The sequence below is a fragment of the Acinetobacter sp. SAAs474 genome (assembly GCF_032823475.1).
In the GTDB taxonomy this organism is placed as follows: Bacteria; Pseudomonadota; Gammaproteobacteria; order Pseudomonadales; family Moraxellaceae; genus Acinetobacter.
Genome location: NZ_CP127915.1, coordinates 2594044 through 2607589 on the forward strand (window position 1 = coordinate 2594044; position 13546 = coordinate 2607589).

The 13546-nt window shown below is 38.7% G+C and carries 12 protein-coding genes; 10 read left to right on the forward strand and 2 right to left on the reverse strand.

The genetic code is table 11. The features are described from left to right. Positions 1–126 precede the first annotated feature (126 nt). From QSG86_RS13140 to QSG86_RS13150, 3 genes are all read left to right on the forward strand, one after another. The gene (locus QSG86_RS13140) at positions 127–543 is read left to right on the forward strand and encodes a glycine zipper 2TM domain-containing protein (protein WP_317031914.1); all 417 of its coding nucleotides are present in this window, start codon (positions 127–129) and stop codon (positions 541–543) included. 409 nt (positions 544–952) lie between these two features. Continuing rightward, on the forward strand, positions 953–1954 hold the full coding sequence (locus QSG86_RS13145; protein WP_317031915.1) for an LLM class flavin-dependent oxidoreductase: 1002 nt from the start codon (positions 953–955) through the stop codon (positions 1952–1954). A 648-nt stretch (positions 1955–2602) separates the two neighbouring features. Further along, the gene (locus QSG86_RS13150; RefSeq protein ID WP_317032577.1) at positions 2603–2824 is read left to right on the forward strand and encodes a transposase; all 222 of its coding nucleotides are present in this window, start codon (positions 2603–2605) and stop codon (positions 2822–2824) included. Between the two features lie 239 nt (positions 2825–3063). On the opposite strand, the gene QSG86_RS13155 is transcribed toward QSG86_RS13150, so the two are convergent. Further along, positions 3064–3900 (reverse strand): pyruvate, water dikinase regulatory protein, encoded by an 837-nt coding sequence (locus tag QSG86_RS13155; protein ID WP_317031916.1) that lies wholly within the window; start codon positions 3898–3900, stop codon positions 3064–3066. Positions 3901–4018: 118 nt separating this feature from the next. On the opposite strand from QSG86_RS13155, the gene ppsA reads away from it, so the two are divergent. The 7 genes from ppsA to cyoE all read left to right on the forward strand — a co-directional run bounded on the left by ppsA (position 4019) and on the right by cyoE (position 12996). Beyond that, the gene (gene ppsA / locus QSG86_RS13160) at positions 4019–6436 is read left to right on the forward strand and encodes a phosphoenolpyruvate synthase (RefSeq protein ID WP_317031917.1); all 2418 of its coding nucleotides are present in this window, start codon (positions 4019–4021) and stop codon (positions 6434–6436) included. Positions 6437–7007: 571 nt separating this feature from the next. Continuing rightward, the gene (locus QSG86_RS13165) at positions 7008–7787 is read left to right on the forward strand and encodes an RDD family protein (RefSeq protein ID WP_317031918.1); all 780 of its coding nucleotides are present in this window, start codon (positions 7008–7010) and stop codon (positions 7785–7787) included. Positions 7788–8087: 300 nt separating this feature from the next. After that, positions 8088–9161 (forward strand): ubiquinol oxidase subunit II, encoded by a 1074-nt coding sequence (cyoA, locus tag QSG86_RS13170; RefSeq protein ID WP_317031919.1) that lies wholly within the window; start codon positions 8088–8090, stop codon positions 9159–9161. A gap of 3 nt (positions 9162–9164) precedes the next feature. Beyond that, positions 9165–11153, forward strand: coding sequence for a cytochrome o ubiquinol oxidase subunit I (cyoB, locus tag QSG86_RS13175; RefSeq protein WP_317031920.1), 1989 nt, complete (start codon positions 9165–9167; stop codon positions 11151–11153). A gap of 4 nt (positions 11154–11157) precedes the next feature. Continuing rightward, entirely contained in the window at positions 11158–11778 is a 621-nt protein-coding gene (gene cyoC / locus QSG86_RS13180; protein WP_317031921.1) for a cytochrome o ubiquinol oxidase subunit III, read from the forward strand. Continuing rightward, positions 11778–12107 (forward strand): cytochrome o ubiquinol oxidase subunit IV, encoded by a 330-nt coding sequence (locus tag QSG86_RS13185; protein WP_317031922.1) that lies wholly within the window; start codon positions 11778–11780, stop codon positions 12105–12107. The genes cyoC and QSG86_RS13185 overlap by 1 nt, the downstream gene beginning before the upstream one ends. Positions 12108–12117: 10 nt before the next feature. Next, the gene (gene cyoE, locus QSG86_RS13190; RefSeq protein WP_317031923.1) at positions 12118–12996 is read left to right on the forward strand and encodes a heme o synthase; all 879 of its coding nucleotides are present in this window, start codon (positions 12118–12120) and stop codon (positions 12994–12996) included. Positions 12997–13181: 185 nt separating this feature from the next. Here cyoE and QSG86_RS13195 read toward each other — a convergent pair whose 3' ends face one another. Next, entirely contained in the window at positions 13182–13385 is a 204-nt protein-coding gene (locus QSG86_RS13195; RefSeq protein ID WP_317031924.1) for a hypothetical protein, read from the reverse strand. Between the last annotated feature and the right edge of the window lie 161 nt (positions 13386–13546).

A 13546-nucleotide genomic window follows, 5' to 3' on the forward strand; every position in this document is an offset into this window, starting at 1 on the left:
TTACATAAAAATACGTTCAGAAACACAAGTCCCCCCCCTTGCTTCATATTTCCAGCCGCTTTGCTTGTTAAAGTGCCCACATTGTTTTTATGTAATATCGTCACCTTGTGACATGGAGTCCATTTAATGAAACTTAAATCTTTATTATTCAGTACTGCAATACTCTCTAGCATGTTCAGTGCCCATTTATATGCAGATAATACCACACGTGTGGCTGCTGCCAGTGCACTGGGTAGTGTAGCGGGTACTGCCTTAGGTAAAAATATGGCTGGAAATACTGGCGCAACGATCGGAGCTGCATTAGGAGGTGCAGCAGGTGGTGCGGTGGCAAGTGATCGTAGAAACCGAACTGAATCTGCAATTGGTGGTGCGATTGGCGGTGGTGCAGGTTATGCCGTTGGTCAAAATATGGGTGGAACCAGTGGTGGTTATATTGGTTCAGCACTCGGTGCAGCAGGTGGTGCGGCATTAGGAAATAAAATTTCCAAAGATAAGTCAAGTTCATCTAAACCAAGAAAATATAAACATCGTCACTATCGCTAAGCATACAGGCGATTGATCATTGTTAGCACTATAAAGATATGATGTCATACACTGTCTACTCTAAATCTTTGATCAATCATCAATGCTGATGATTAATCGCAACGAACAAATAAGATATTTGTATCTGATCTAATTTGAAATCAATCAAAATTTTATTTTATGATCGCAGTTAAAATATCTAAGATTATCTATAGTTACCTCTAGCTCTAGCTATCATAAAGGCACTTTTTCATTATTTATTTACAGCAGCATTTTGCTGCTGTATTGCTGATCGGATTAATGAAATCAGCTGATCTTCAGCTTAAAGTCGATTATGATAAATCATATGAATTGTTTATATCGTATTTTTTCGATATACAAAACATCCAGATCATCGTATGCTGTAGAAAAGATTATCTTTGAGTATGTTATGCCAAAATTATCAGATACAGCCTTTTCCATTCTTGAACTTGCCCCAATCAGAGCAGATAAAGATGCTGAATTCTCACTCAAACACAGTCTAGAACTGGCTCAACTGGCTGAAAAATTAAATTATACCCGGCTTTGGTTGGCCGAACATCATAATATGGATGGTATTGCCAGTTCCGCTACAGCAGTTTTATTAGGCTATTTATTGGCCAATACGCAATCCCTAAAAGTGGGTTCAGGTGGCATTATGCTGCCTAATCATGCGCCATTGGTTGTGGCAGAACAGTTTGGAACCTTAGCAACATTATATCCTCAACGTGTTGAACTGGGTCTTGGCCGTGCACCCGGTACCGATCAGTTGACCATGCGTGCTCTACGCCGAGGGCGTCAAGAAACAGAAGATCAGTTTCCACAAGACGTATTAGAAATTTTAAGTTATTTTCAAGAAGCAAAGCCAAATCAAACGATTATTGCTACACCAGGCCAAGGGACGCATGTTCCAGTATGGTTACTCGGATCAAGCTTATTTAGTGCACAATTGGCCGCTCGCTTAGGATTACCGTATGCGTTTGCATCACATTTTGCACCACGCATGTTAGATCAGGCTATCCAGCTATACCGAGATAACTTCCAAGCATCTGAATATTTAGATCGTCCTTATGTTTCCATGGGAGTACCTACCGTGGTGGCGGAAACTGACCAAGAAGCACATTATTTAGCCACCAGTGCCTATCAACGTGTCTTGGGGTTACTACGTGGACAAAGCTTAAAATTAAAACCACCTGTGGAAAATATGGCAGATTTATGGAGTTCTGCAGAAAAAATGGCCGTCAATAATTTTTATGCTATGGCACAAATTGGCAGTCAAAACACAGTACAAGCCGGACTAGAACAATTATTGACACGTTACGCAGTCGATGAATTTATTTTTACATGTGATATTTACGATACTGAAAAGCGTTTGGCAAATTTCCAATATCTGATGGATATTAAGCATCATTAATTTTTGCCGACAATCATCAAGCGATGCCATCAACATGACATTCACTTGATCCAGCGATACCGCTTTAAGTCAATCATTGTATAATAGCAATGATTGACTTAGTGTTGGCTTATTTTAGATTAAATAGACTGCCGACAATGATATAGTTAAGGTGAAAACCCACTAAAACAATCATAACAACAAAGCCATTGATGTGTTATTTTGATCAACAAGATGATGTCTTAAATCATCCTATTTAACACTGTCATGCTATACCCTCATTTTCTATCGATTTATTGTTGCTGATTACGATCGATTAGGTTTATTTGCATTTATCTGTTACTATGGCTTCAGATCAAATTGCTAAATGAAATGAAATTGTTTCGGCTGTAAACCACGATGATCTATTCCATTTTAAGAAAATATTGGAATATTTGATTCAGTCTCAACCACAAATACCCAACCTCATACGCTTCGTATAACGATCTAAAAACGCTAAAATTCACCATAATTGTGAATTTTTAATTATTTTTAAACACTGTAAATGTAAAATTGTAATTTGAATTGTAGGCGTGAGCCTCTTTTGATATCAGAACTAACAACCTTTGCTGATTTTTAAATATTGAATGATTTCTAATTTTACATGAGCTCAAATATGAGTAAATGAATATGCATATCTCAAATGGCTGGATGATTGCCAAAGCAGTAAACGGGGAACAAATTCGTGTAAAAATTGTTCCTTTGAAACGGAAACAAAACTCTTTATCGGGTCCAACATGGGTGGAAGTTTGTAAGCAAATCCAAGTTGAATCTGGTGAAAAATTTAATTTTAATTTAGATGGTAAATCGTTTTATAAAGGATTAAACAACTTATATAAGTTAGTGCTTTAATCTCCCTATTTTATAACGATATACCGAGTTGCTACGCAACAAATCAAACCAGGCTCATCTTTAAGGTGAGCCTTTTATCATATTTAGATCATGACTATAAGATCAGCACTTGATACAGAACATGATCAAAAATAAGACATATATATTTCTATATTTAATAGTATTTTTTTATAACATCCCAGAAAAAGACAATAAACCAAGCATACATATCCGCATACTTGGTTAGGTCAGCCGATGGCTTAACTAATACGACGTTTTAATCCTGTCATTTGAATCACACGTGTGGAAATTTCCTCAATCGACATTTCAGACACATTTAAATATTTAATTCCTTCAGAAATAAAAATACCTTCAATGGCACGAAGCTCCATTTGGCATTGTGAAAAACTTGCATAACGGCTACCCGCTTTACGTTCAGTACGAATGGCAACAAGACGTTCAGCATCAATCATAAGCCCAAAAAGCTTCTGTTTATGTGGGCGTAGTACAGCAGGCAGGCAATTGTCGTCCAAATCTTCTTCGGTTAACGGATAATTGGCAACTCGAATACCAAACTGTAAAGATAGATAAATTGAGGTGGGTGTTTTACCTGAACGCGACACCCCAATTAAAATTAAATCCGCTTTATCATAATGACGTGTCCGTGCACCATCATCATTATCTAACGCAAAATGTACCGCATCAATACGCGCTTTATAAGATTCCGAATCGGTCACCGCATGAGTCTGACCGACTAAAGTTGTAGGCGCAACCCCAAGCTCATCAGATAATTTACCAATAAGCCCCTCAAAAACATCAAGATTTATAGCATTTGCCGTGTTAATAATTTCGCGTACATAAGGATCTACCAATGTATCAAAGACCAAAGGTTTTTGTCCGTCTTGTTGTGCGCGAATATTGATTTCACTGACCACAGACATTGCCGCTTCTTCTGAACTGATATAAGGAATAATATGGATATCAAAATCAACATTAGGAAACTGTGCTAACAGTGAATGACCAAGGGTTTCAGCGGTAATTGCAGTCCCATCTGAAATAAAAAACACACTTCGCTTAAATTGTTTACCATCTGGCATTAAAATTCTCCCCTAAACATTTGTCTTAGCACTGTATAATCTTTATAGTAAACGCATCTTACACGTGTGTCATGTCCATCGCCCAGTAAAATACAAGACTGGCGGTTTTTGATATATAATGTCACACGGAAATAGTGATTCATACTGCATAAGTGGAGTAACAACTTTGGAAGCGCGCGTAATTGGTCTGGAAAAATTAGGGAAACATGATGTTGAACTTGTCGGTGGGAAAAACTCATCACTAGGTGAAATGATCAGTCACTTATCAAATGCTGGTGTGTCTGTACCGGGTGGCTTTGCGACAACAGCGGCTGCATATCGTGAATTCCTCGAGCAAAGTGGACTAAACGCTAAAATCAATGCAGAACTGGCAGCACTCAATGTAGATGATGTTAATGCTCTTGCAGAAACTGGCGCAAAAATTCGTCAATGGATTGTAGATACTCCTCTGACAGCAGAATTAGAACAAGAAATTCGCACTGCCTTTGAAGATTTATCGCATGGTAATCCGGACATTGCAGTTGCTGTACGTTCTTCAGCAACAGCTGAAGACTTACCGGATGCATCTTTTGCAGGCCAGCAAGAAACGTTCTTAAATATTCGTGGTATTGATAATATTCTGATTGCAATTAAAGAAGTATTTGCATCTTTATATAATGACCGTGCAATTTCTTACCGTGTTCACCAAAACTTTGCCCATGATGTTGTCGCATTATCGGCTGGTGTACAACGTATGGTTCGCTCTGAAACAGGCGCTGCTGGTGTAATGTTTACCTTAGACACCGAGTCTGGTTTCCGTGATGCTGTATTTATTACTGCATCTTATGGTTTAGGTGAAATGGTCGTTCAAGGTGCGGTTAACCCTGACGAATTTTATATTTCTAAACCATTACTCAAAAATGGTAAACATGCCGTATTACGTCGTAATCTTGGCTCTAAGCACAAAAAAATGATTTACGGTGAAGAAGGCGCTGCAGGTAAATCTGTTGTGGTGGTTGATGTTGAAAAAGCAGATCGTCAACAATTTGCCTTGAATGATCATGAACTTCAAGAATTAGCAAAACAGGCCTTAATTATTGAAGAACACTACGGTGCACCAATGGACATCGAGTGGGCAAAAGACGGTGATGATGGTCAAATCTATATTGTTCAAGCACGCCCTGAAACCGTAAAAAGTCGTGAAAATGTTGGCACAATGGAACGCTACCTTTTAAAACAAAAAGGTACTGTTATTTGCGAAGGCCGTTCAATTGGTCAACGTATTGGTTCTGGTAAAGTCCGTATTGTAACTTCAATCAAAGAAATGGATAAAGTACAAGAAGGTGACGTTCTGGTTTCAGATATGACCGATCCAGATTGGGAACCTGTCATGAAACGTGCTGCGGCAATTGTGACTAACCGTGGTGGTCGTACTTGTCATGCTGCAATTATTGCACGTGAGCTTGGTGTTCCAGCGATTGTCGGCTGTGGTAATGCGACTGAGATCTTGGTGGATGGCCAAGATGTTACGGTATCGTGTGCTGAAGGTGATACAGGCTTTATTTATGAAGGTGCTTTGGATTTTGAAATCCAGAAGAACTCTATTGAATCTATGCCTAAACTACCGTTCAAAATCATGATGAACGTCGGTAACCCAGACCGTGCCTTTGACTTTGCACAAATTCCAAATGAAGGGATTGGCCTTGCACGTTTAGAGTTTATCATCAACCGTATGATTGGTGTACATCCTAAAGCATTGTTGAATATTGACAGCTTACCACGCGAAACACGTGCAGCCGTATTAGCACGTACTGCAGGTTATAGTTCGCCAATCGAATTCTATGTAGAAAAACTGGTTGAAGGGATTTCTACACTGGCGGCTGCATTTGCTGACAAACCAGTGATTGTGCGTATGTCTGATTTTAAATCAAACGAATATGCCAATCTTATCGGTGGTAAATTATACGAACCTGAAGAAGAAAACCCAATGTTGGGCTTCCGTGGTGCGAGTCGTTATGTTTCTGACAATTTCCGTGACTGCTTCGAATTAGAATGCCGTGCATTGAAAAAAGTACGTGATGAAATGGGCCTCACCAATGTCCAAATCATGATTCCATTTGTCCGTACTGTGGCTGAAGCAAAACGCGTCATTGAACTTTTAGCACTCAATGGTTTAAAACGTGGTGAAAATGGCCTTAAAGTCATCATGATGTGTGAATTGCCAACCAATGCATTATTGGCTGAACAATTCCTTGAACACTTCGATGGTTTCTCGATTGGCTCTAATGACTTAACGCAATTAACACTCGGTCTAGACCGTGATTCTGGTATTGTTTCGCACTTGTTTGATGAACGTGATGCAGCAGTTAAAGTGTTATTGTCTATGGCAATCCAAGCCTGCCGTAAAGCCAACAAATATATCGGTATTTGTGGTCAAGGCCCTTCTGACCATCCAGATCTTGCGCGCTGGTTAATGGAGCAAGGGATTGAATCTGTATCACTTAATCCTGACTCTGTTCTTGATACTTGGTTCTTCTTGGCTGAAGAAGAAATCTAATCCAGATCGGCTCAGTTGCTGTCAATCAGCAACTGATGCCATTTTGTCCTGCTGTGTTTTGCCCTGTCGCAAACACAGCTTTTTAATCTATAGATCATCAATAGCGATCATGGTCAAGCTGACTAACCAGTCTCTCGATCATCTATAGTGTAGGTCTTGCACCGATCTTATGCTGTAAGCGATCTTGATGATTAATCTATCACAATCACCTCTTTTTTCCTTTTGACTCAATATTGCTTTTAATGCATGAATCATCGTGATCAGATCTAATCACACTGTATGCTTACCATCATGCTAATATTTGCTTTATTGATAGCGATAAGCCCCATCTATAGTGCTTTAACAGCATCAAAAACTTGACGATTTAAATTAAGTTTTCACCTCAATCACAAAAAGGTCTGCCAACTTTATTGCACTGTGTTTTGAAATCAGGTTAAATCAACAGCTAATGGTGTAAAAAATGCATGCAAAACTGGGCAGTTAAATTGGCTTGAGATTCTATATCATCACGTATTTAAAGCTCGAGCGCTATTCAGCATTTTTTTATTTTTGACTTTGAGATTTTATATTTATGCAGATTTACTTGGCACGCAATAACCAACAGGCTGGCCCATATACACTCGATCAACTCAATCAAATGCTGGCAAGCCAGCAGGTATTACTGACAGATTTAGTATGGCATCAAGGTATGACTGAGTGGAAAGCTTTAGGCGAACTTACCCAAGGTAAATTTATTTATCAACCTGAAGGCTTTACTGCGCCTGTTGCGACTGCACCTACAGTGCAAAATGCACCAACCCATCAAAGTACTCAGACCACTACGCCATCACAATCCAAAAATAATGCACAGACCACACTGGCATCCATTACCAGCCGTTTTTTTGCCAAGGTAATTGATTTATTACTTTGGATTCCTGCGTTGATGATCATGTCTTTATTTTTTAAAGCAGATCAAATTCCACAATTGGTGGCCTTACAACAACGTATGCAATCAGCAACAACAGCAGATCAAGCTACGCAATTACAACATCAAGTTTTCCAACTTATTCCTATGGAAGCATGGCAAGCGGCTGGCTTATACATTTTCATCATGTTAATTGTACAAGCAATGCTGATTGTGAAATCGGGACAGAGTATTGGCAAACGCTTACTCAAAATACAAATTGTGGATGCTGAAAGTCAGCAACCAACCACACTTTTTAGAGCTTTTACTCTACGCTCAATTGTGTTTATTTTTCTTAATGTGTTACTTTTTCCCTTTATCACCTTCTTTGATTTTGTCTTCGCTATTAGTAAAAAACGTCAAACACTGCACGATAAATTAGCAAAAACGATTGTTATTAAAAAATAATCTTCCAGCAATATCATCAAGGGAATATTTCCCTTGATGCCCACACTACCTTGATATTCAAATAAAATTTGATTAAAAAAATGATTTTTACAGCAATAAAATTAGTTTCTATTACAACTGTTTAAAGCGAGTTTACATATAGCTTAGTTTGACGATATAAGGCATAATGCGCTACAACGTAGCGGTGCCTCATGATTGGGAATAATTTACTTTAAGAGAGTAATTCTCAATCATGCGACACTTTAATCGCTATCCCATATTTAAAAATTAGGGAATGGGACTCTTCACCGAGGTTGTAAAATGAGACAAACGATTTTAGCTGTATTGTCTTTATCTACGCTTGCTGCACTCTTAACTGGGTGTGGTGGTGATTTAGTACTTCTAAACTCAAAAGGTCCAGTAGCTGAAGGTCAATCAAACTTAATGATGACCGCAATCTACTTGATGCTATTGGTGGTTATTCCATCAATTCTTATGGCACTGTGGTTTGGTTGGAAATATCGCGCGTCGAATAAAGATGCAGACTATAAACCTACTTGGGCACACTCTACTGCAATTGAAGTTGTAGTATGGGGCATCCCAGTCATTATTATTGGTATTTTAGCTTGGTTAACTTGGTGGGGTTCCCACAAGTATGACCCATACCGCCCGCTTGAATCAGATAAAGCGCCTTTAACTGTTCAAGTCATTGCTGAACAATTTAAATGGGTGTTCATTTATCCAGAACAAAATATTGCAACTGTAAACGAATTGCGTTTCCCAGAGAAAACTCCGGTTAGCCTTCGTTTGACTTCTAACTTCACAATGAACTCGTTCTTCATTCCGGCGTTAAGTGGTCAGATTTATGCAATGGCTGGTATGCAAACCCACTTAAACTTCATGGCAAATGAAACAAGTCCTATTGAAGGTTATCGCGGTTTTTCTTCTAACTATTCAGGTTATGGCTTCTCACAAATGCGTTTCCGCGCATACTCTGTGACAGATGCTCAATTTACTGAATGGGTAGATGCAATTAAAGCAGGTAAAGGTACGACCATTAACCCGCATGCAATTCAAAAACCTATTTTAGATCAGGCTGAATTTGCAACCTTACGTGACGGTAACCGTTCTAAGTATCAAATTGAAACGCTTATCGCAAATGCAAAAACTCCTGAAGAAAAAGCTGCTGCTGAAGCAATGAAGCCTTATCCAACTAAGCCTGCTCCAGTTATGTATTTCTCTTCTGTAGAAAAAGGCTTGTTTGAATCAGTCATTAACAAATACATGGCAAACTATCATGGTGCTGATCACTCAGCTTCAGCAGTCGCTCATGATGCTTCTGCATCAGAAGCACATGTAAATGTTGAGCATGCAACTGCTTCTCAAGGGGAATAAGACATGAGCTTATTAGGTAAGTTAGGTCCAGATGCAATTCCTCACGATCCAATCGTGCTGGTTACAGTTGCATTAATGATCTTAGGTGGTATTGCAGTTTTTGCAGGTATTACCTATTTCAAAAAATGGGGCTACTTGTGGAACGAATGGTTCACATCTGTAGACCATAAAAAAATTGGTATCATGTATATCATTGTATCCATTATCATGTTGTTACGTGGTTTTGCCGATGCAATCATGATGCGTCTTCAGCTGTTCCTTGCCAAAGGTGGCGGCGAAGGCTATCTACACCCTGAACACTACGATCAGATTTTCACCGCACATGGTGTGATTATGATCTTCTTCGTAGCGATGGGTCTTGTCGTTGGTTTAATGAACATCTCTGTACCGTTACAAATTGGTGCACGTGACGTTGCATTCCCATTATTAAACTCTTTAAGTTTCTGGTTATTTGCCGGTGCTGCAGGTTTAATGATGGTATCACTTGCACTTGGCGAGTTCGCAGCAACAGGTTGGATGGCTTATCCACCATTGTCTGGTATTGAATATTCTCCTGGCGTAGGTGTTGACTACTATATTTGGGCACTGCAAGTTTCAGGTCTAGGTACACTTTTAACTGGTGTGAACTTCTTTGTTACCATCATTAAAATGCGTGCACCTGGTATGGGTCTGATGGATATGCCAATCTTCACATGGACATCTTTATGTACCGCTGTGTTGATTATTGCATCTTTCCCAGTATTGACTGCAACAATTGCAATGCTGTCTCTTGACCGTTATTTCGGTTTCCACTTCTTTACAAATGACATGGGTGGTAGCCCAATGTTATATGTAAACTTGATTTGGACATGGGGCCACCCAGAAGTTTATATCTTGATTTTACCTGCATTTGGTATTTTCTCTGAAGTTGTTTCAACTTTTGCTCGAAAAACATTGTTTGGTTATAAATCAATGGTCTATGCAACTATCGCAATTACTGTACTTGCCTTTGTTGTATGGGTTCACCACTTCTTTACCATGGGTGCTGGTGCCAACGTTAACGCGTTCTTCGGTATCATGACCATGATTATTGCGATTCCAACAGGTGTGAAGATCTTCTCTTGGTTATTCACCATGTATAAAGGTCGCATTACCTATACCACACCAATGCTTTGGACACTTGGCTTCCTTGTGACTTTTGGTATCGGTGGTTTAACAGGTGTATTAATGGCAGTTCCACCAGCGGACTTCCTTGTACACAACTCTTTATTCCTCATCGCTCACTTCCATAACGTCATTATTGGTGGTGTAGTATTTGCAATGTTTGCAGGTATTATTTTCTACTGGCCAAAAATGTTTGGTTGGAGATTAAACGAAGCTTGGGGTAAAGCAGCATTCTGGTTCTGGTTCTTTGGTTTCTATTTTGCATTCATGCCACTTTATATCCTTGGTTTCATGGGTATGACACGTCGTTTGAATACATATGACAACCCAGAATGGGATCCATACTTAGCGATTGCATTATTTGGTTCTGTATTGGTACTTTTCGGTATCTTATGTTTCATCATGCAAATCGTGGTTGGTTTCTTACAACGTAAAGACAATATGGATTACACAGGCGATCCTTGGGATGGTCGTGTACTTGAGTGGTCAACCTCATCTCCTGCACCGTTCTATAACTTTGCGCATCTTCCAAAAATCAATGGTATTGATACATTCTGGAATGATAAACAAGACGGTATTGCATACGTAAAACCAACATCATATGAAGATATTCATATGCCAACAAACCGTGCAGCTGGTTTTGTCATTGCCATGTTTATTACAGTCATGGGCTTTGCATTAATCTGGCACATTTGGTGGTTAGTAGCAGTTGGCTTTGTCGGCGCGATCATCAGTTTCATTGTGTCTTCTTTCACCAAGAAAGTTGATTACTATGTCCCTGCTGCTGAAGTTGCTCGCATTGAAAACGAACGCTATGCGCTTCTTGAAAAACATTTGAAGAAGGACTAAGACAATGGCTGAAGTACTTCATCACGATAACCATGGACATGATGAGCATCATCATCACGATGATACTGACATCACCGTCTTTGGTTTCTGGACTTACTTGATGAGTGACTTGATTTTATTCGGTACACTCTTCATCGCTTTCGCTGTATTAAGTAGTCACATCCCTGTGGGCACTCCAAGTGCAAAAGATCTGTTTGGCGTATCTTTAGATTTCGTTTTAACTGAAACATTTGCACTATTAATTTCTTCTGTTACATTTGGTTTTGCAGTACTTGCAGCCTATAAAAAAGATGTTGCAAAAGTATTAACTTGGTTGGCTGTGACTTGGGTATTTGGTGCAATCTTTATTGGTATGGAACTTTATGAGTTTTCTCATCTTGTTCATGAAGGCCATGGTCCAAGCAAAAGTGCATTCTTATCTGCATTCTTTACACTGGTCGGTACTCACGGTATTCACGTGACTTCTGGTTTGGTATGGATGCTGGTATTGATGTTCCAAATCAAAAAATACGGCTTAACACTTCCAAATACACGTCGTCTTGCGTGTTTAAGTTTGTTCTGGCACTTCCTTGACATCGTTTGGATCTGTGTATTCAGCGTCGTTTATTTACTGGGAGTTATCTAATGAGTAGTCATGAACACAACTCAGCTGGTGCAGCACACGGTAATGTTAAACAGTACACTGTTGGTTTTATTCTTTCCGTTATTTTAACCGTGATTCCTTTTGGCATGGTGATGTCTGGTGGATTTAGCCGTGGTGTATTGGTCGCAGTAATTGCGATTACAGCCGCTGTACAGGTTCTTGTTCAATTAGTTTACTTCTTGCACATGAACTCTTCTTCAGAACAACGTTGGAATGTGATTGCATTCATTTATACTGTGTTATGTATTGCCATTCTTTTGATTGGCTCTGTATGGATTATGAATCACTTACACAACAATATGATGATCTAAACTGGTTGTCATGCTGAAAAAGTATTTATTCCTGACAAAACCAGGAATTCTCTTTGGTAACTTTGTTACCACTTTGGGTGGCTATTTATTAGCTGCCCAAGGTTCTGTAGATTTCCTCCTGTTATTTATTACGCTTATTGGAACAACGCTGGTTGTTGCATCTGGTTGTGTCATCAATAATGTTATTGATCAAGACATTGATCAGAAAATGCAACGTACTCAAAGCCGTGCTTTGGTCAAGAAAACGGTTACGGTACCTGTGGCATTGGCTTATGCCTTTGTTTTAGGTCTAATCGGATTCAATATCTTATGGTTTGGAGTCAATGCATATGCCTTTTTATTTGCTGTCATTGGTTTTGTAGTTTATGTTGTTTTTTACAGCCTTTGGACAAAACGAACGACAATTCATCAAACACTGATTGGAAGTATTTCTGGTGCTAGCCCACCTGTGATTGGTTATACGGCTGTAGCCAACCAATTTGACATGGCTGCCCTCATTATTTTCCTTGGTTATGCGTTATGGCAAATGCCTCATTCATGGGCGATTGCAATATACCGTTTTGATGATTATAAAAATGCTGCTGTTCCAATTCTCCCTGTTGCACGTTCAATATGGCGTACCAAAGTTGAATCACTGATTTATGTCATTTTGTTTACACTTTGCATGAATGGTTTATTTGTGCTCGGTTATACAAACTGGATATATTTGATTATTTTAAATGCTTTATGTTTTTATTGGATTTATATTGCTGTGATTGGCTTTAAAGCTGAAAATGACCAGCTTTGGGCAAAACGATTTTTCTTATATTCAGTGATTTTAATCACGATTTTAAGTCTTTCTTTTAGCTTTAGTTCCACTGCGCCTGCAACACCTATTGTTCTTTTTTAAAAAGATAGAGGTCATCTCTATCTTTTTTATCTTGTGCATACAATATGATCGAATTGATATTTTATGTAAGAGCACGATATGTATCATCTACATCAATCCGTTCAAACATCAAGATCAATTGTAAATATACAGACACAATAAAAAGCTCATGCGAACATGAGCTTTAACTTCTACACTACAACCGTTTAACTATTTTGTGGCAATCCTAATTCTGAGTTTTTTGCAAAAATTACAGAAATCAAGATTGGACTTGCCAAAATAAATGGGATTGCACAAATCCATGACACAATAGTAGCTTCTCCAGTTGTAAAGCTATGAATAATAATACCCACCACGATTAACACCAGAAAAAGGATGCCTACAAATCGCATTAAATAATTTTTAGCCATGTTTTACTCCCATAAAACGTTTATAGCACAGATACAATATAGGCCTAAGCGTGATGCTTGGTATGCCTTTATTATTATTAAGGTATATCTATTCAGTATTTATGACTGTTATGCTAACTTAGTTTCAGAATAAAATTCAACTAAAAATACTGAGGTTTTTG

Coding starts and splice junctions, on each gene's coding strand:
- QSG86_RS13140 (WP_317031914.1), top strand. CDS start 127: ATGAAACTTAAATCTTTATTATTCAGTACTGCAATACTCTCTAGCATG.
- QSG86_RS13145 (WP_317031915.1), top strand. CDS start 953: ATGCCAAAATTATCAGATACAGCCTTTTCCATTCTTGAACTTGCCCCA.
- QSG86_RS13150 (WP_317032577.1), top strand. CDS start 2,603: ATGCATATCTCAAATGGCTGGATGATTGCCAAAGCAGTAAACGGGGAA.
- QSG86_RS13155 (WP_317031916.1), bottom strand. CDS start 3,900: ATGCCAGATGGTAAACAATTTAAGCGAAGTGTGTTTTTTATTTCAGAT.
- ppsA (WP_317031917.1), top strand. CDS start 4,019: ATGTCACACGGAAATAGTGATTCATACTGCATAAGTGGAGTAACAACT.
- QSG86_RS13165 (WP_317031918.1), top strand. CDS start 7,008: ATGCAGATTTACTTGGCACGCAATAACCAACAGGCTGGCCCATATACA.
- cyoA (WP_317031919.1), top strand. CDS start 8,088: ATGAGACAAACGATTTTAGCTGTATTGTCTTTATCTACGCTTGCTGCA.
- cyoB (WP_317031920.1), top strand. CDS start 9,165: ATGAGCTTATTAGGTAAGTTAGGTCCAGATGCAATTCCTCACGATCCA.
- cyoC (WP_317031921.1), top strand. CDS start 11,158: ATGGCTGAAGTACTTCATCACGATAACCATGGACATGATGAGCATCAT.
- QSG86_RS13185 (WP_317031922.1), top strand. CDS start 11,778: ATGAGTAGTCATGAACACAACTCAGCTGGTGCAGCACACGGTAATGTT.
- cyoE (WP_317031923.1), top strand. CDS start 12,118: ATGCTGAAAAAGTATTTATTCCTGACAAAACCAGGAATTCTCTTTGGT.
- QSG86_RS13195 (WP_317031924.1), bottom strand. CDS start 13,385: ATGGCTAAAAATTATTTAATGCGATTTGTAGGCATCCTTTTTCTGGTG.